The 17,938-nt window shown below is 63.4% G+C and carries 19 protein-coding genes; 3 read left to right on the top strand and 16 right to left on the bottom strand.

The annotated features are described in order from the left end of the window. Positions 1–16: 16 nt before the first annotated feature. The gene (locus VNN77_11365) at positions 17–1,144 is read left to right on the top strand and encodes an amidohydrolase family protein (GenBank protein ID HXG51990.1); all 1,128 of its coding nucleotides are present in this window, start codon (positions 17–19) and stop codon (positions 1,142–1,144) included. Between the two features lie 236 nt (positions 1,145–1,380). Here the strand turns inward: VNN77_11365 and VNN77_11360 are convergent, their stop codons facing one another. From VNN77_11360 to VNN77_11290, 15 genes are all read right to left on the bottom strand, one after another. After that, positions 1,381–2,556 carry an aminotransferase class V-fold PLP-dependent enzyme gene (locus VNN77_11360; protein ID HXG51989.1) on the bottom strand — a complete coding sequence of 392 codons (1,176 nt, stop codon included), beginning with the start codon at positions 2,554–2,556 and terminating at the stop codon, positions 1,381–1,383. 28 nt (positions 2,557–2,584) lie between these two features. Beyond that, on the bottom strand, positions 2,585–2,944 hold the full coding sequence (locus VNN77_11355; GenBank protein ID HXG51988.1) for a pentapeptide repeat-containing protein: 360 nt from the start codon (positions 2,942–2,944) through the stop codon (positions 2,585–2,587). Between the two features lie 20 nt (positions 2,945–2,964). Beyond that, entirely contained in the window at positions 2,965–3,546 is a 582-nt protein-coding gene (pal, locus tag VNN77_11350) for a peptidoglycan-associated lipoprotein Pal (GenBank protein HXG51987.1), read from the bottom strand. Positions 3,547–3,682: 136 nt separating this feature from the next. Continuing rightward, positions 3,683–3,859, bottom strand: a complete 177-nt coding sequence (locus VNN77_11345) for a hypothetical protein (GenBank protein ID HXG51986.1) — start codon at positions 3,857–3,859, stop codon at positions 3,683–3,685. Positions 3,860–3,941: 82 nt separating this feature from the next. After that, complete coding sequence (locus VNN77_11340) at positions 3,942–4,181, bottom strand: hypothetical protein (GenBank protein HXG51985.1); 240 nt, start codon at positions 4,179–4,181, stop codon at positions 3,942–3,944. 199 nt (positions 4,182–4,380) lie between these two features. Further along, positions 4,381–4,764 carry a hypothetical protein gene (locus tag VNN77_11335; protein ID HXG51984.1) on the bottom strand — a complete coding sequence of 128 codons (384 nt, stop codon included), beginning with the start codon at positions 4,762–4,764 and terminating at the stop codon, positions 4,381–4,383. Positions 4,765–5,557: 793 nt separating this feature from the next. Beyond that, positions 5,558–6,640: a sigma-54 dependent transcriptional regulator gene (locus VNN77_11330; protein ID HXG51983.1), complete on the bottom strand. Its 1,083-nt coding sequence runs from the start codon at positions 6,638–6,640 to the stop codon at positions 5,558–5,560. A gap of 296 nt (positions 6,641–6,936) precedes the next feature. Beyond that, positions 6,937–7,614, bottom strand: coding sequence for a HAMP domain-containing sensor histidine kinase (locus VNN77_11325; GenBank protein ID HXG51982.1), 678 nt, complete (start codon positions 7,612–7,614; stop codon positions 6,937–6,939). 277 nt (positions 7,615–7,891) lie between these two features. Next, positions 7,892–9,472: an NADH-quinone oxidoreductase subunit C gene (locus VNN77_11320; GenBank protein HXG51981.1), complete on the bottom strand. Its 1,581-nt coding sequence runs from the start codon at positions 9,470–9,472 to the stop codon at positions 7,892–7,894. Then, a complete protein-coding gene (locus VNN77_11315) occupies positions 9,469–10,926 on the bottom strand; it encodes a proton-conducting transporter membrane subunit (protein HXG51980.1) in 1,458 nt (485 codons plus the stop codon). Before VNN77_11315 ends, VNN77_11320 begins: the two co-directional genes overlap by 4 nt. A gap of 21 nt (positions 10,927–10,947) precedes the next feature. Next, a complete protein-coding gene (locus tag VNN77_11310; GenBank protein ID HXG51979.1) occupies positions 10,948–11,607 on the bottom strand; it encodes a hypothetical protein in 660 nt (219 codons plus the stop codon). A 6-nt stretch (positions 11,608–11,613) separates the two neighbouring features. Then, on the bottom strand, positions 11,614–12,552 hold the full coding sequence (locus VNN77_11305) for an NADH-quinone oxidoreductase subunit H (protein HXG51978.1): 939 nt from the start codon (positions 12,550–12,552) through the stop codon (positions 11,614–11,616). Between the two features lie 2 nt (positions 12,553–12,554). Then, entirely contained in the window at positions 12,555–14,588 is a 2,034-nt protein-coding gene (gene hyfB / locus VNN77_11300; protein ID HXG51977.1) for a hydrogenase 4 subunit B, read from the bottom strand. Positions 14,589–14,615: 27 nt separating this feature from the next. Further along, positions 14,616–15,131 carry an NADH-quinone oxidoreductase subunit NuoB gene (gene nuoB, locus VNN77_11295; GenBank protein ID HXG51976.1) on the bottom strand — a complete coding sequence of 172 codons (516 nt, stop codon included), beginning with the start codon at positions 15,129–15,131 and terminating at the stop codon, positions 14,616–14,618. After that, entirely contained in the window at positions 15,131–15,472 is a 342-nt protein-coding gene (locus VNN77_11290) for a metalloregulator ArsR/SmtB family transcription factor (protein ID HXG51975.1), read from the bottom strand. The genes nuoB and VNN77_11290 overlap by 1 nt, the downstream gene beginning before the upstream one ends. A gap of 203 nt (positions 15,473–15,675) precedes the next feature. Here VNN77_11290 and VNN77_11285 point away from each other — a divergent pair, with 203 nt between their 5' ends. Then, on the top strand, positions 15,676–16,035 hold the full coding sequence (locus VNN77_11285) for an energy transducer TonB (protein HXG51974.1): 360 nt from the start codon (positions 15,676–15,678) through the stop codon (positions 16,033–16,035). A 21-nt stretch (positions 16,036–16,056) separates the two neighbouring features. Here the strand turns inward: VNN77_11285 and VNN77_11280 are convergent, their stop codons facing one another. After that, the gene (locus VNN77_11280; GenBank protein ID HXG51973.1) at positions 16,057–16,446 is read right to left on the bottom strand and encodes a VOC family protein; all 390 of its coding nucleotides are present in this window, start codon (positions 16,444–16,446) and stop codon (positions 16,057–16,059) included. A 152-nt stretch (positions 16,447–16,598) separates the two neighbouring features. Between VNN77_11280 and VNN77_11275 the strand changes: the two genes are divergently transcribed. Then, positions 16,599–17,789: a diadenylate cyclase gene (locus tag VNN77_11275; GenBank protein HXG51972.1), complete on the top strand. Its 1,191-nt coding sequence runs from the start codon at positions 16,599–16,601 to the stop codon at positions 17,787–17,789. Positions 17,790–17,938 lie beyond the last annotated feature (149 nt).

The following is a 17,938-nucleotide window of genomic DNA, read 5'->3' as shown; positions in this document are numbered from 1 at the left end:
GGAAGGAGACACTCCAATGGCTAAAAACGGTTTCAGGGCTTTTGACAGCGATATGCACGTCTACGACGCTCCGGACCTCTACGTCAGGTACATGAACCCCGTTTGGGGAGAGCGTATCCCGGTGGCCGAAGGCTGGACCCGGCACGGCCGCCCGCAATTCAAGATCGGAGGCACCAGGTTGCTCCGACCGCGCAGGCAATTGCTGGAGTACGGGGAGCAACTTGTCGAGAGCCGGTACGGCTTTGCCCTTCAGCGTAACTACGACGCCGTCTCACAGATCCAGGCCATGGACATGGAGGGATTGGACGTGGCCGTGCTCTTCCGGACCTCGCCTCTGCATTGCGACGAGACTTTTGAGGCGCAGTACGCCAACGATCTCTGCCGGGCCTGGAACGACTGGATCGCCGATTTTTGCAAAGCCAGCCCCAAGCGGCTCAAGGCTTCAGCCCTCATCACGCTTCACGACGTCGATCTCGCGGTCGACGAGGTTCGGCGCGCGGTAAACGAGCTCGGGGCCGTCGGGCTTTCCCTCTGTCCCGAGCCGATCAACGGGAAGCGAATCCACGACCGTCTCTTTGACCCCTTATGGGCGGAGATCGAAAAACTCGGCGTCGCCCTTTGTTTTCATCCACCGGCGCGCCCCAATCAGGACCAGGTCGCGAACAAGTTTTACGACCATCCCAACGGCAACATCATCGGCCTGGCGCTCAGAAACCCGGTCGAGCTGATTCTGGCGGTCTCGAGCTTCTGTGCAGGGGGCGTGCTGGAAAAATTCCCGAAGCTGCGCGTGGCGTTTCTTGAAGGCAACTGCGCCTGGCTTCCGTGGCTGCTCTATCGCCTGGACGAGCGAGCCAAGCTTCATGGCCCGCTTGCAGACGTCCCTTTGTCAAAAAAACCGAGCGACTATTTCTTGCAGCAGTGCTTTGTCTCCGTCGACCCGGATGAGTACCTCGTCGTCGATGTCGTCAAGCGGATCGGCGACGATAATATCGTGATATCCACCGACTATCCGCATATCGACGCCCATTTTCCGCACGCGCTGGACGAGTTCTTGGAAATCGAGGATCTCCCGGATTCCTCGCGCCGAAAGATTCTGTGGGACAACTGCGTCAGGCTTTACGGGGTAAACGACGCCGACGTGTAGCAACGGCCGACCGGAGCGCGAAGCAACGGGATTCGAAGGCGCCGTCGCGGGCCGCCATAATGCGATGTTGATATACTTACGCGCTCGCTAGTAAACGGGGAACGAGGAGATTGCTGGAGGAATCGTCTCGCCGGCGACCAGGAGAAAAGGAGCCGCAGGCTCGACCATCCTGATATGGGTTCTTCGCGTCGTTTCCGATCTCAGGCTAGCCGCTCTAGACTCACGTCGTGGCGGCTTCAAACGCCGGTGGCCGACGGTGAACTGGCGGCGACGTCGGCTTTCAGGTTCCTGGCACTGGCGGCGACGACACTTGTAGCATAGTCGATTTCCTCCTCCGTATTGAAGCGGCTGAGCGCGAAGCGAATCGAGGAAAGGGCTTCCCGCGGAGTCAGTCCCATGGCCGTGAGAACATGGGAAGGACTGCCTCTCCCCGAGGACGCCGCGCCGGACGATGCGTAGATCCCGCGCCGTTCGATCTCTCTTAACAGACGCTCCGCCTCAAGGCCGCAGAAGGTCACGTTGGTTGTGTTAGGAAGACGGCAGGCTGGGTTACCGTTGATTTTCGTCCCCGGAACTCGCTCGCGGATCCCTTTCTCGAGCTTGTCCCTGAGGCGTCGAACGCGAGTGTTTTCCTCCTCGAGGTGGATCGAGGCGAGCTCGGCTGCCTTTCCCATCCCGATGATCGCGGCGACGTTTTCGGTCCCGGCGCGCCGCAATCCTTCCTGCGGCCCGCCGGCAATGAGGGAACGAAGCTTCGTCCCACGCCGGACGAATAACGCCCCGACCCCTTTCGGGCCGTGGAACTTGTGCGCGGACAGAGAAAGGAGATCGATCTGGGCAAGCTTCCGCAGGTTTATCGGAACCCGCCCGACAGCCTGAACCGCATCTACATGGAATGCGATCCCCCGCTCTTTGACCATCTCGCCGATTTCTTCGACAGGGAAGATGACGCCGGTCTCGTTGTTCGCCCACATCACGGAGACTATCGCGGTGTCGTCCGTGAGCGACTGTCTCAGCTCGTCGATGTCCAGCATTCCTTCTCGATCCACTCGCAAATACGTGACGCGACGGTGTCGGCCTCGCTCCCGCTCGCAGACCGCGATGACGGCAACGTGCTCCACCCTGGTGGTTACGATGTGGTTTCGCGTCGGCAACACGGACAGGACCCCTTGGATTGCGGTGTTGATACTCTCGGTGCCTCCGCTGGTGAAAACGACCTCGTCGGGGTGCGCGGTGCCGAGCAAGGCGGCTACGGAATCCCGGGCCTGCTCCATTTTTTGTCGCACGCGCGCTCCAAGGGAATGCATGCTGGATGGATGCGCAAAATGGCTGGTGAGGTAAGGTCGCATAGCCACGAAGACTCTGTCGTCGATCTTCGTCGTGGCGTTATTGTCCAGATAAATGTCTTCCATTCAACGCCTCGAATCCCTCGCGGCACCCTCACAACCCTGTGGCTCCCTTGGCCTTCAGGTAATTGACGACGTCGGGATTCAACCCTTGCGCTTCCGAAAAATCGGCTCCGGCAACGATCGCGTCGCGAAAAACGGCGCCCGTGAGATTAGCTTTTTTGAAGCTCGCGTTGACCAACGTTGCGTCCGTGAGATCGGCATTGGTCAGATCGCTCGAGATGAGTTTGCCGTGGTTCAGGCGGCAACCCTTGAAATTGGCGCCTCTCAGGTCCAGGTTGGAAAGGTCCATGCCCGACAGATACAGGTTCCTGAGATCGACGCCCGCCAGACTCTCTTGTTTTTGGATCTTCCGTAGAATATGCCTGAAATCACCGTTTCTTTCGCCGGCCATTGGCCTACCTCCCCGGATGGTCAGGCTGCCGGAGCCGTCTTGACGACAAAGCGCGCGCGGCGATTTTTTGCCCAGCAGGCCTCGCTTTGCTCCTTGCAGAGGGGTAGCTCTTCCCCGTAGCTGATCGTCGACAAGCGGTCCGCCGAGATGCCGAGGTCGACGAGATACCGTTTCACGGTCTCCGCCCTCCGCGCGCCCAACGCGAGATTGTATTCGTTGGTGCCGCGCTCGTCGCAGTGTCCTTCGATTTCCACCCGAACGCCGGGGTTCGCCTTGAGCCACGCCGCGTGTCCCTTGAGAATCTCCCTGGCATCGGGGCGAAGGTCGTAACGATCGAAGTCGAAGTTGACGTCCCGAAGCGGGCCTGAGTCCTTGCCCTCGCCCAAAGTTCCCTTCTGCAGGGCCTCGAGGCTCGACAGCTGCGAAGACTTCGACGGCGCGGCCGCGGCTCGCTCCGGAGCGGTTGTCGCCTTTTGCGGCACGCCGCCCGGAGGAGTCTTGGTCGCGGCCTCCGGCGAGCAACCAGCGAAAAGAAACAACATCACGAGAACAAGCGCACACCTTCCCGGCACCTGTGGAACCCCGGTCTGTTCGCGGTACATTTCTCCAACCTCCTGAGCCAAACCTATTTCCTTCGGGACATGCCCGGCGGCGCCTTCGGGCATGTTTCGTCCAAAGATTGAAATAGCCTTGCGCCGCCTCATCTGCGTGGGCAATGACGCGAATCCTTCCCGTTCGTCACGCTCCCGCAAATCCACGGATCCGTTCCATGACCTCCTTTTGGGTATCACCGTCTAATTTGTGGACATATCGCTTGAATTCCTCTTTGGCGTCCTCGACGACTTTCGAGGATGGCCCCTCGTGAGCACCGATGATATCCGCAAGTTCCAAAATCCTCTCTCTTACCCTGTCCATGACCGCCTCTCCTCGTTCTTTCACGTACGGTGTTTCGCTTTTCGAGAACCCCCGGCCGGCCAGCCGCTCCCGCTTTCCCTTTCTATGGCTTGCCGGCGCGATCGACGTCGAGGATCTCGATCTCGAACGGGAACGCGTACTCCGTCACACCGTGATCCCACGCCACGCTGAACAGGCATCGCCCACAATTTTCAACAACGTACAAAATAGTCCCCTCCGCGGACCGCATGACTCGCCCCTGATGGCTTCTGATCTCTCTCGTGGCCCGGCAGCGCTTGCCGGTGAGGTCCGTGCTGACACCCGGCGACGCCTTCGCCTTCATTGAAGATTCGCGGAACCGCGGCTCGTGGCCCAGACCTTCGAATCCTGCCGCTCCGTGCGGTTCAAATGGTTCCACGGTTCAATGTGAAAACCAGAAACCGGAAACCAGAAACCGTTATTCTCCAGGTCTCGGCCCACTTCCAATGGACGTCTACCCGCCGATGAGCTTCTCGGTAAACGACAACGCCAAATCGTCCCGATCACGTTCGCCCGCGGCCGGCCACCAAGCCGCCGACGATTCTTTTGACCTTCGCCCCCTCGATCGGAAGGGACAGAAAAGACGTGGCGCCCTCCTCCAGAGCGCGGAGCGTCGTTTCGTGACCGGGAACCGAGACCGCCGCGAGCACCGGAGCGCCGCGTGCGGCAGCGCGGCATTTCCGTAACGTCGCCATGTCGATCCGATTCTGATGCCGTACGTGGACGATGATCAAATGAGGCCTGAACGAGGAAACCAAAAGCTCGGTGTCGTCCGACGACCCGCTGACCGCCGTCTCGTAACCTTGCTCGCGAAGAGCGGCGAAAAGACACAAGTCGACGTTCTCGCCGATCAGCAGAACCCTGATCCTTGCTCTCTTCCTCTTCACCGTTCGGTGCGCTGTCCCGGCCACTGCCGTTTCTTTTGCGCAATCGACGCCGACCCGGGCACGGTTTACAACGCCCTTTTTCTGCGCCCGGACCCGGCGTGGTTATTGCCACGCGGGCATTGCAAGCCGTCGAAAACTTCCGCGAGAGCGTCGGGTTCCAGCGGGAGATGAAGAAACCGGTGTCCCGAATCTCCGAGGCGCGTCGCAAACTCTTCGCGTTGCGCGCGCCGGACGGCTAATATGAGCGGGACGCCGGCGGCCAGAGCGCGGCACTCCTGTACCGCGCAAACGCTCCCGTGGTCGGGCTCGTCCAGCCGGAGAATGATGAGATGCGGCCGTACGGGATAGACGAATCCCCACGCCTTTTGAGGCGACTCACAGATCGTGACCTCACACCCTTCCCGCTCCAGCGCAGACTGAAGCGAAGTGTCCGAGCGACCGTTGACCAAAAGCACTTTCCTTCGATTTTCCGGATTTCCTTCGCGCATGTGCCCTCTTCGACCTCGCAGGGTTGGGGTTCGTCGACGCCGAGGACCAAGGACGTCCACTACCGGTCCCTACCCGCAAAATCGAGGCCGTTCGCCCAGGGCAGCTAACTACCTGAAATAACGCAGGATTTTCAGCGGCCAGAGATCGATGAAGGATAGCAATGCAATTTTTGCATCCAGAAGACCTTGGCACGATACCGTTAGTGCCAAAATTGCAATCCAAGGCATCTCTGTCGATTTAAACGTGCAATTTTTGCATCTAAAGATTTGATACGGTCCGCCCGTGCGACCGAAGGCCTTGCGAGCTATGCCTGGCGGGTGGTCTCGGAAGCCAACAACCGGGAGCGTCTCAACTTATGATAAAGAGTGCGCAGCCCCATTTTCAGGGCACGGGCGGCTTCTTTCTTGGTCGGAAAGTATTCCAGATATCGACGGATAATTTCTCTTTCTGCTTCTTCCATGGTTATGCCGACCGGCAGTCTGATCTCCGGGCAGTTGGCGCATCCGCGGATGTTCTGCGGAAGATCCTCCACATCCAAAATATCCCCGTCCGCCATCAAAGCCATGCTCTCCACAACGTTCTTGAGCTCCCGAACATTGCCCGGCCAGGGATAGCGTTGCAATCGCGCCACCGCCTCGGCTGTAATCCGGAGATTGGATTTCCCGGTGGTTTTCGCCAATTCGGCCAGAAAAGCCTTGATCAGGTACGGGATGTCATCCGTCCGTTCTCGCAGCGGCGGAACGGTCAGTGCGATCACTTTGATCCGGTAGTACAGGTCCTCGCGAAATCTTTTCGCCTTGACCTCGTCTTCCAGGTTGACATTGGTGGCCGAAATCAGCCGCAGGTCGGTTTTTACTTTTCTGGTGCCCCCGAGCCGGCGAAACTCCTTGCGTTCCAGGGCGCGCAGTAACTTCGCCTGCGCTTTCAGCCCCATCTCGTTAATCTCGTCGAGGAACAAGGTGCCCTCGTTCGCCGTTTCGAAAACTCCCAGTTTTTTTTCGGTGGCGCCGGTGAACGCCCCTTTTTCGTGGCCGAAAAGCTCGTTTTCCAGGAGCTCGTCCGACACCGACGCGCAGTTTACCGGGACGAACGGTCGGTTCCGCCGCGGGCTCAAACGGTGAATTTCGCGAGCGACGATTTCCTTACCCGACCCGCTTTCGCCGCAGATGAGCACGTTGCCCCCGTAAGGTGCGATCCGTTCGACCAGCGAGAAAAGCTCCCTCATTCCGCGCGAGACGCCCACGACCACGTTCGGCGGTTGTCCTCCCGGAACCGGATGCTCCCCGCCCCGGCCATCCCGCCATTCCCACGCCCGCGCGGCGTTCCTCACGGCTTCCGTCAGATCGCGGCCGGTAACGGGTTTGGTCAAGAAATCTACGGCTCCCATCTTCAAAGCCTGAATCGCGGAGCTCATCGTGCCAAAGGCGGTCACGACGACGACTGCGCACGGCAACCGGTTTTCTTTGACGTAGCTGAGAAGGCCGAGGCCGTCCCCGTCCGGGAGCTTCAGCTCCGTGACGACGGCGGCAATCTGGCCGTCGGCGAGCATCGCCAGCGCGCTGTTCAGGGAAGCGGTCTCCAGCACTTCAAAACGCGCTCGCCGTAGAACCGCGGCCAAGCTTTCGCGACTCTCCGGATGATCCTCGACGATCAAGACCTTTCGCGTCTCCATGGGCCCTTCGGTTACGGTTTCACCGGCAAAGAAACGATAAAACTGGCACCCTTGCCGACCTCGGAGCTGACGACGATTTGTCCCCCGTGGAGTCTCACGATTTCCCGCGCCAGCGTAAGCCCCAGGCCGGCTCGCCCTTCCTTGGTCGAGAAGAAAGCGTCAAAGATACGATCCCGCTCAGCCGGGGAGATGCCTCCGCCCCGGTCTTCGATCTTTATCGCTACGCTGTTCTCCCTGCTTTCCGTGGCAAGCGTGATCGCGCCTCCGGGCCGCGAGCTCTCGATCGCGTTCAGGAGAATGTTCAAGATCGCTTGTTTGATCTGAATCGGGTCGCCCTGGACCATCGGAACGCCGTTTTCGACCCTGACCGCTACCGTCAAGTCTTTTTTCGTCGCTTCCGGTCTGGCAAAGGTCTCCACCTCCTTCAGGAGCGCGTTGAGGTCGATCGCCGTGATTCCAGAGCTCGGCAGTTCGATGACCCGCAGGACCTCGCAGAGAAAAGCATCCAGCTCGGTGATTACGTCTCGCATCTTTTCGAGCCGCTCCCGGACGGCGTCGCGCGCGACTTCCGAAATCTCGTCTTCCAGACTGTCTATGTGGAGCAGCAGCGCGTTCAGGGGGTTGCGGATCCTTCGAACGAATGCGTCGATCAGGGTATTTCCAGGCGGCGCTCGCCTCGCCCTTCGCATAACAACAATGTAGTTCCGCTTCGAGGCGCAAACAAGCCACGGCCTGTCATCCCGCGGCAAGCAAAACCCTTACCGCCCTTCAACGGCGGTCGCCTCAGCCCGGTGTATCGCACCCTTCACCTCCCGCCGGAGCGCCGAAAGCCCGCCGTCACGTCGGGAAACCCGCTGTATCTGAACATTTGAACCACACGAAGCAGCAGGATTCCAAGGTCTCCCACGGCCCGCCGCGATGCGATCTCCACGCTTGCGAACCCGCTGACAATAGGACGACAAACCGTCATAAATCGTTTCCCGCATAGGACTGGTTAAACGACTTGTTGCAAAGCGGAAAATCGGGGACGATGTTCTTGAGGAGCGCGAACGAGAGCGCCGGCCAGTTGACGAACGAGGGATCCTTTACCTTCACGCGGAACAGCTTGCCCTCCCGGTCGGCCATCAGCCAGTGGATGATGGCGCCGCGCCAGCCTTCCACGATGGCAAACGCGGGCTCGTGGGCGGGCAGCGTCCCGAGGGGAACGGCAAGCGGCCCGTCGGCCGCCCGGGCGAGCGCCTGCTTGATCAGCTCCACGGACTGGCGTGCCTCCTCCACCCGCACGAGCGTCCGGGCGTAGACATCGCCGGTATCGAAGACCGGCACCTTGAAGCTCAGCCGATCATAGGGCGCGAAGGGATGATCGCGCCGCGCGTCCGCGTCGATGCCGGAAGCCCGCGCGACGTAACCCGAGACGCCGAGGTCCCTTGCCGTCCGGTTCGCCAGCCTTCCCGTCCCCTCGAGCCGGTCCTTCACCATGGCGTTGTCGAGGCTGATCGCAACGACGTCGTTGAAGTCGGCTAGAACCGCGTCGAGCTCGGCGGCCAGGTCAAGGTCCCGCAGAAAGTCCCGGGCGACGCCTCCCGGGACTACGGCACCGCGCAGGAGGCGGTTTCCCGTAAGACGCTTGTTCAACCGCAGCAGCCGCTCGCGGATGCGAAAACAGTGCGAATGGGCGACGGCGAACCCCGTGTCGTTGCAGATCATCCCGAAGTCGCCCACGTGGTTGTACAGCCGCTCCATCTCCAGGAAAACCAGCCGCAACCACTGCGCCCGTGCGGGAACTTCCACGTCCGCCAGCGCCTCCAGAGCCCGACAATATGCCAGCGCGTGCCCCACGGTGGTGTCGCCCGAGATCCGTTCGGCCAGCTCGACGCCCTCGACCGGCGTCCTCCCCTCGAACAGCTTCTCCGTCCCTTTGTGGGTAAAGTACAGGCGAATCTTGAGATCGATCACCGTTTCTCCGACCACGCTGAAGCGGAAGTGGCCGGGCTCGATGATGCCGGCGTGCACGGGCCCCACCGGGATCTCGTAGACTCCTTCGCCCCCCACCGGGAGAAACGGAAACGGGGTGCCGTCGTCCTGGAACCTCGCCGGCGGCGGCGCGTCCTTGCGCAGCGGAAAATAATCCGCCGGCCAGAAGGCATGGCGCACCAACGGCCGGGGGTCCGGATGACCGACGGCTTCGATGCCGAAGAGGTCCCGGACCTCGCGCTCGAAGCGCGAGGCGGGATAGTGAAAGGTCGCCAACGAGGGAAAAGCCGATCGCTCCGGAGGCAGGTCGAGCGTCGCGTGCAGAAACCAGTCTTGCCGGTCGTTGCCGAAGAGGTAGTTGATCTCGAACGCCCCCTTGTCGCCCCGACGATCGTTGGCTGCAAGGAGCGCCAGCTCCGCGCCGAAGTCCCGACGCAGCAAGGCAGCGAGCCCGCGCACATCGTCGCGGTCGATCCGGACGTGCAGCTCGTTTCGCCGACGAGCCCGGACGTCTTTCACGCCGCCTCCGAGCTCCCGTTCGAGCGCCGATCGCAGTCGGGAAAAATCGGTCATCTCGCCACCACCTCGGCGGCGCGGCGGAACAGCGCCTCGATCGGCGGCGGGAGCATGAGCCCGAGAAACAGCAGCACGCCCACGCTCACGAACAGCGGTGCCAGCCGCCATCGGCCGCCTTCTCCCGCGACGACGCCCTCGGGGAACGCCCCGTAGAGCATTCGATTCGCATGGCGGAGGACTGCGATGAAGCCCACGCCGAGCAGCGCAAGCACAGCGCCCATGAGTCCCGGCCGTCCGGCGGCGAAGCCGGCCCGGATCAGCGCGAACTCGGAAACGAACAGGCCGAAAGGCGGCAGCCCCACGATCGCGAGTACGCCCGTCAGGAAGAGAGCGCCCGTCCACGGCATGACTTGAAGCATTCCCGAAACCCCTCCCAGCTCGGTCGTGCCGTAGCGATGCAGCACTCGGCCGGACAGCAAGAACAGCATGGATTTCGCCGCTGCGTGACAGATCAGGTGCAGGAGCGCGGCGAACGCCCCCGCCGGCCCCAGGCCCAGGCCGATGCAGATCAAGCCGGTGTGCTCGATGCTGGAGTAGGCCAGCATGCGCTTGTAATTGCGCTGGATGACCAGGCTGAAGGCCGCCACCGCCACCGAGAACAGCCCCAGCCCGAGGAGCAACTGGCCGGAGAAGGCCGGCCCGAGAGCCGCGTCCGCGACCACTTTCCAGCGGGCGATGGCATAGAGGGCGACCGCCAGGAGAACGCCGGACATCATCGCCGAAAGCGCCGGCGGCGCCTCGGAATGGGCGTCGGGAAGCCACGTGTGCATCGGCGCGATTCCTGCCTTGGTGCCGAAGCCCACGACGATGAAGACGAAAGCGAGCCGCATCACCTCCGGGTGCAGGCGCGGCGCAGCCGCCACGAGAACCGGCCAGTTGAGCGCGTTCTCGACCCGTCCCGACAGCGCAACGAAATCGAAATAGGCCAGCACCGTGCCGACGAAAGCCAGCGTGATGCCCACCGAGCTGAGGAGGATATATTTCCACGAAGCCTCGACCGAGCCCCGCGTGAGCGACAGCGGGATCAGCACCGCGGAAAAGATCGTGGTGGCCTCCAGGGCGATCCACAGGACGCCGACGTTGTTGGCGGAGACCGCGAGCAACATGGCGAAGGCGAACAGGTTGACGAAGACGTGATAGCGCCGCCGTTGCGCCGGGTTTTCCCCGCTTTCCGCGCCCATGCCCGGACCGAAAAACCCCGCCAGAGACCAGACCGCGGCTACGCAGATGGCCAGCAGCGCGGAAAGACCGTCGATGCGCAGCAGCTCGCCCGGCCCGAAGGTCGGCGCTTCGCCCCCGCTCACGATCACCCGCGCAAAAGCCAGCGCCGCCCCGAGGGAGACCAGCGACAGCGCGGCCCCGGTCCAACGCACGGTGCGGTGGCAGGGGCGCGCGAGGAAGGCGAGCAGCGCCGCAAGAAGCGGGGGAGAGAGCAAGAAAAGAAACTTCATGACGATCGGCTCACCTTCCGGTCAGTGTCGGAGCTGATTCAGCTGTTCGACGTCGATCGATTCGAATGTGCCGTGAATCTGATAGACGAACACCTGCATCACGAGAAAGCCCATCAAGAGGTCGAGGAAGACGCCCAGCTCGATGATCAGCGGAATCCCGAAAGTCCCGAGCAGGGCGAGCAATGCCACGCCGTTCTCCAGCACCAGGAAGCCCACGATCTGGCTGAGCGCCTTCTTGCGGCTGACCAGCACGAAGAGCCCGACGAAGACCACGCCCATCGCCAGGGGCAGGCCGCCGCGGGTGGGCAGCCCGCTCGCGAGCACGACCGGCCGCATCACGGCGTAGGCCAGGAGCACCAGCAGCCCGGCGACGACCAGCGAGCTGGTGATGTTGACGTAGGGCTGGGACTCGCTCTCCGCCCCGACCCGTTGCGCCAGCCGTTCGAGGTAGCGGGGAATCAACAGGGCCTTGAGGACGAAGAAAACCGCGGCGGCGATGTAGAGCTCCGTAACGCCGCCAAAGGCGCCGACCACGGCCAGGAGGATGGCCAGAACCGCCGACTGCCAGCGAAAGACCTCGACGTACGCACGCAAGCTGCGCCGGCACAACAGCACGACACCGAACAGCAGCGCCACGCTCGAGCCGAGCGTGGCCAGTTGCGAGAAAAGAGCGACGTTCATGGACGATCACCTCAGCAAAAACGACGAAGTCACGGCCAGCAGCGCCAGCACGAAGGAAACGCCGAGCAGCTCGGGAACGCGAAACAGTCGCAGCTTGGCCACCCGGGTCTCCAGCCCGGCGATCACCAGGCCGAGCAGCCCGAGCTTGAGCGCGAGCGAGACGACGGCGACGGCGAGCGCGCCCGGCGCGACCTCGGTCGCGAGGCCCCATGGAGCGAAGAGGTTCGCGAGCAGCGTCAAAAAAATCGTCAGCTTCAGCGACGCGGCCCACTCGATCAGCGCGAGATAGCGGCCCGAGTACTCCAGGACCATCGCCTCGTGGATCATGGTGAGTTCCAGGTGCGTGGCCGGATTGTCGACCGGCAGACGGCCGGTTTCCGCCAGGGCCACGATCAGGAGAGCGGCGAAAGCGAGGAGGTGGCCGGGGCTTATTGCCGCGGCGGGGTTGCCCAGCGCCTGTGTGACGATCCGTCCGAGATTGGTCGATCCTGCTCCCAGAGCGAGGCTGAAGATCGCAAGCGCGATGGTCGGCTCGGCGATCGCGGCCACGGTCATCTCGCGGCTGGACCCCATGCCGCCGAAGGCCGTCCCGGGATCCAATCCGGCCAGGGCCAGAAAGAACGTCGCGAGCACCAACAGGTAGACCAGAGCCAGCAGGTCCCCTACCCCGTCCATCGGTCCGGGAACCAGGATAAACGGCACGAGAAACGCCGCGGCGAGTGTGCTGGCGAAAACGACGTAGGGCGCGCAGCGAAAGAGCCAGGAGGCCTGGCCGGAAACGATCACTTCCTTGGCGAACAGCTTGCGAAGCTCGAAGTAGGGCTGCCACGGCGGCGCGCCGCGGCGGTTTTGCAGGCGGGCCTTCAGCCAGCGCACGAAGCCGGCGACAAGCGGCGCGAGCGCAAGCGCAAGCACGGCTTGCAGTCCCCCGACGACGTATTCCACGGTCAGAGCCACCTTGCGAGAATCAGCAGCAGCGCCAGGACCGCCGCCATATAAAGGAGATAGAGATGAAGCGACCCGGCCTGCAACCGCCTGACCCGTTCCGCAACAAAGGTCGCGCTCTGCAGAAACGGTCGATAGAGAAACTGCTCGAACCAGGGTGTGACGCCGCTTCGATACTCGATCGATTGCACGAAGTAGCGGGAGCCGGGATGAAAATCGACCGAGAGCTGCCTCATCGGACGGTAGATCTCGGCGAAAACGCGGCTCAGGGGCTCGGCGAAGGCGGTCGCGGTGTATTCCATGCGCGCGGTCTGGCCGACGCGGCCGCAGCCCCACGCGTCGCCCGGTCGCGGGCGCGAGGCCAGCCTCAGGACCCGGAGCGCCAGCGGAATCGCTCCCACCAGCAGCGCCAGGCCGAGCGCCATGAGCGCCGGCGACATCCGCCCGAAGGCCGCAGGCGCTTGCAACGACAGGCCCGCCGCTAACTCCGCGCGCGTATCGGGGAGCCCCGCGAGCGCCGCCACGGCTGCGCTGAGCAGCGGAACGACGGCGAACGGAGCAACGCCGAGCGCGACGCATGCCAACGCGAGCAAACCCATCGCTAGCCGCATCGAGAACGGAGATTCGTGGGCGCGCTCCGCCTCGGGGGAGCGGGGAAGCGCCAGGAAGGCGATGCCGAAGGCCTTGACGAAGCAGGCCGCCGCGAGCCCGCTCGTAAGCGCCAGCGCCGCGACGGCGACCGGCATGACGATCGCCACTTCCGGAACCGGAACGGCGACGCCGCCGAGGAGCGCTTGGAACACCAGCCACTCGGAGACAAAGCCGTTCAACGGCGGCAGTGCGGAAATCGCCATCGCCCCGACCAGGAAGAACGCCCCGGTCCACGGCATGCGCTTGATGAGCCCCCCCATCCGTTCCATGTCGCGCGTCCCCGCAGCGTGCAGCACGGAACCGGCGCCGAGAAACAACAGCCCTTTGAAGCTCGCGTGGTTGAGCACGTGATAGAGGCCGCCGATGAGACCGAGCGCGGCGAGGGAAGCCAAGCCGTAATGATGAAACATCAAGCCGGCGCCGGTTCCTATGAGGATGATGCCGACGTTCTCGACCGAATGGAACGCGAGCAGGCGCTTGAGGTCGTGCTCCATCAGCGCGTAGAGCACGCCCAGGAGCGCGGAGACGACGCCGACGCCGAGGACCAGGCCACCCCACCAGGCGGGCCCGCCGCCCATGAGGTCGAGGGCGACCCGAAGGATGCCGTAGATTCCCATCTTGATCATCACACCGGACATCAGGGCCGACACGTGGCTGGGCGCGGCGGGATGGGCCCTCGGCAGCCAGACGTGGAGCGGTACGATTCCCGCCTTCGAGCCGAAACCGAGAAAGGCGAGGATGAAGACGACGTCGCGAATCCCGGGGCCGAGCCCGGCCGCGCGCTCCCGCAGGTCGGCGAACGCGCCGGCCCCCGTTCCGCCCGAAAGCAGCAGCAGCGCGGACGCCAGCAGGAGCAAGCCGACGTGGGTCATGCCGGCGTACCACAGGCCGGCATTCCTCGCACGCTCCTCTCCCGCGTCGGTCATGACGAGGAAGTACGATGTCAGGGACATGCCCTCCCACATGACCAGGAAAGTGAGCACGTTGTCGGCGAGGGGAACCAGGCTCATGGTGAGAAGAAAAAGATGGAACATCAGCCCGAGCAGCCGCAGCGAAGCTGGCCGGTCTTCGTAGGCAGCCGAATAGCTCGCGCCGTAGATCGCGGCGGGAATCGCGCCGAAGCCGATCACGACGAGGAAAAACGCTCCCAGCGGATCGACGCGCAGCGCAAGCCCGCCGCCGACCGGCAACAGCCCGGGGAGCGAGAGCGCCAGCGGCGCGCGGCTGACGAGCGCCGTCAAGCCGAGAGCGAGGCCGGCCGCCGCGCCGGCCGCTGCGGCGAAGGCGACCAGGCCGCGCCCGAACCGGCCGCGCGCTCCCGCCAGCGCGGAAAGCGCGCCCACGCCGTAGGACGCCGCCATTGCTATCAGGAAGGAGACTGTCATGGAGCCGGGTCGCGAGCGGCCGTGGTTTCAGCCTTTCCGCGGCAGCCGCCCGACCGCTGCCAGGATCGCTCGCAGAATTTGGGCGGGTTCGGGGGGGCAGCCCGGGACCTGAACGTCCACGGGGATCACGTCCGCGACGCTGCCGACCACGCCGTAGCCGCCGCCGAAGACACCGCAGTTCGCGGCGCAGTCCCCGACCGCGACGACGAGCTTGGGCGCCGGCGTCGCCTCGTAAGTCTTGCGCAGCGGCACTTCCATGTTGCGCGTGACCGGTCCGGTCACAAGCAGCAGGTCCGCATGCCGCGGAGAGGCGACGAAGTGAATGCCAAAGCGTTCGCTGTCGTAAACCGGCCCCGTCAATCCGGCGATCTCGATCTCGCAACCGTTGCACGAGCCCGCGTCGACCTCCCGCACCGCCAACGAGCGCCCGAGCCGGCGCCGGATATCCGCCCCGGCCTGGTGGAAAAACTGCAGGAGCTCCCCCGATTCGTCGTCGAGCGGCTCGGTCACGATGCCCGTGCGCAGGATTTTCGAGAGCAGCATTAGCGGCCGCTCTCCCTGCGGAGCTCGCGCAGCATGTTCTGGGTGTCCTTCAGACGTTTCTCGAAAATGAGGCGGGCGACTTTCAGCAGCTCGCCGACGAGCGGGTCCCGGACCGAGTACTTGACGGTGGTTCCGAGCTTGCGCGCCACGACGATGTTCTTCGCGCGCAACACCGCAAGCTGCTGGGAGACGAGCGGCTGCTCCACCTGAAGCGCGTCCTGCAGCTCCTGGACACTGCGATCGCCGCCGCAAAGAATCTCCAGGATGCGGATCCGAACCGGGTGAGCCAGGGCGCGAAAAAACTCGGCCTTGAAAATTTGCAGCTCTCCGGAATTCGGCATATTCGAATATTACGATATACTGGCAATGATTCAAGAGGCCGGCCCGTCCGCGAATGCGCGGCCGAACGCAGGGAAGGCCCGGCGAAACGCGGACCGTCCTTGACAGTCCTGTGGAGTGCGTTTAGCTTAGGGCGCACGACTGGCGCCCGGCGGGGCGAAAAGCGGGTCGGGAGGCTGAGGTCGACGAGAGAGGTGAGCGTGCCATGCTGTTGAGCTTGAGTTTCGCCCTGGTTTTCGCGGCTACGCCGCAGACTTTCGAGGGCTATCTGGGACAGGTCCAGAAGCGCGTCCAGTCGGCGTGGAAAATGCCGGCCAAGTCCGAAAAGCTGCAGGCCACGGTCGCCTTCACGATCGACCGGGCAGGACGCGTGACGGAGCTGCGCGTCGCGAAGTCTTCCGGCCGCAAGGACTTCGACGGCTCCGCGCTGGAAGCGGTGCGCTCGGTAACTCCCTTTCCGCCGCTGATCTCGATACTGAAGCGATCCGAGACACGGGACGTGGAAATCCGCTTTCGCCCCAATTCGGTCGTCGCTCTCGAGGCGAAAGCGCCCCCGGGGAAGTAACGGGACTCCCGAAGAATCCCCCTAAGCTTCGCCCGGCTTCCTGTAGCGATTTGCGGGGACGATCTCGGCCACGGTGCCGCCGGGAGCCCGGAACTTGACGGGAACCACCCCGGGATCGCTGATGATCTCGCAGCCGAAGCGGACGAGCTCCGCAGCGGCTTCCTCCATGTCGTCGACCTCGATCCCGAAGTGATGGATGCACGGCCCTTTTCCCGAGGCGAGCGATTCGGCGGACGCCTCGCGGTCGTACCTGATCAGGGCCAGATCGATGGTGCCGTCCGAAAGATGGAGGGACGTGTGGTCCCGGACCCTGCTTTCCTCGACCGGCACGAAGCCGAAGACCTTTTCGTAGAACTCGGCGCTTCTGTCCAGATCGTCGACCTTGAGCGCTAAATGAACGATGCGTGCCATAGCGGCCCTCCCGGATCCAGAGTTCGATTCGACATTACCCTTTTTCGGGCCGCCGGATCAAACGGCGGGCGCAGGCCCGAAAGATCGCGGCGGGAATTCCCTGCAACGGCCGGGCGTGCTATTTTTCGATTGAGGGGTTCCGTCGCCTGGCTATGAACGACATCTCCATGTTCAATCCGTTCCGCGTGATTTCGCTGGCGGAGGTCATCGACATCGTCTTCGTCGCCGTCCTGCTCTACACGGCGATCGTCTGGGCACGGCAGACCCGCGCGGCTTTCGTCGTGCGCGGCATCGTGATCCTCGGGGCGGTTTACATCATCGCGCGCCAGCTCGATCTGCAAATGACCGCCTGGATCTTCCAGGGCTTCTTCGCGGTCTTCCTGATCATGATCGTGGTCATCTTCCAGGAGGAGCTGCGCCAGATCTTCGAGCGCATCGCGGTATGGAGTCTCGGGCGGAAAAGCGTGGCCCCGCCGAACGACACCGTGGACATCCTCGCCCGCAACCTCGCCGATCTCGCCAAGGACAGGATCGGAGCCCTCGTCGTCATTCGCGGCAACGACCCGCTCGAGCGCCACATCACCGGGGGCATCCCGATCGACGGCAAGCTGAGCGGGCCCCTGCTGAAGAGCATCTTCGATCCCCATTCGCCGGGCCACGATGGCGCAGTGGTGATCGAAAACGACCGGGTCACCCGTTTCGCCGTTCACCTGCCGCTGTCCAAGGACCTCGCCCAGCTCGCCAACGTCGGCACCCGCCACGGCGCCGCGCTCGGTCTCGCCGAGCTCACGGACGTCTTGTGCCTGGTGGTCTCGGAGGAGCGCGGAACCGTTTCGGTCGCGCGCGACGGCCGTCTGCGCCAGCTCGGCACCGCTCAGGAGCTGGGCACCGTCATCCAGGAGTTCTACAGCGAGAAATTCCCGACCAACGACCATCGCAGCCTTCCGGCCGACCTCCTGCGCGAGAACTGGATCGCCAAGGCCGTCGCCCTCTCGCTGGCGATCGGCTTCTGGTACATTTTCGTCCCGGGCTCGAAAACCGTGGAGACCACCTTCAAGGTTCCCGTGGTGGTGGAGAACCTTCCGGCCGACTTGCGTCTGGAGGAAATCCAGCCCCCCGAGGTCGCCGCGACTTTCACCGGGCCGAGAAGGGCGTTTTACCTTTTCGACAGGCGCAAGCTGCGCTTCACCGTGGACGGCTCACTGGCCGAGCTGGGGCGGCGCACCTTCAACCTTTCCGAGAGAAACATCCGCGTGCCGAAAGACATGAATCTCCAGGAAATCAACCCGGCCGCGGTGAGGCTTTCGCTCAAGCGGGCTTCTTCGGACAGCTCGCCCAAGTGAAGCGCCCACCGTCCGCGACCGTTCCTAGAATCCTCCGGCTTCGCGGCTTGAACATCCCGGGCGCCGGGGTGCTAGAATAAAAGCGTCGGTTGCTTTCCGGCTTACGTGAGGCTCCTGGCTTTGTCGCAACCTCCTTCAAATTCGATACG

It is taken from the genome of Candidatus Zixiibacteriota bacterium (assembly GCA_035574315.1).
Classification (GTDB): Bacteria; Desulfobacterota; Binatia; order UBA9968; family UBA9968; genus DATLYW01.
This window is presented reverse-complemented; position numbering and strand designations above follow the sequence as displayed.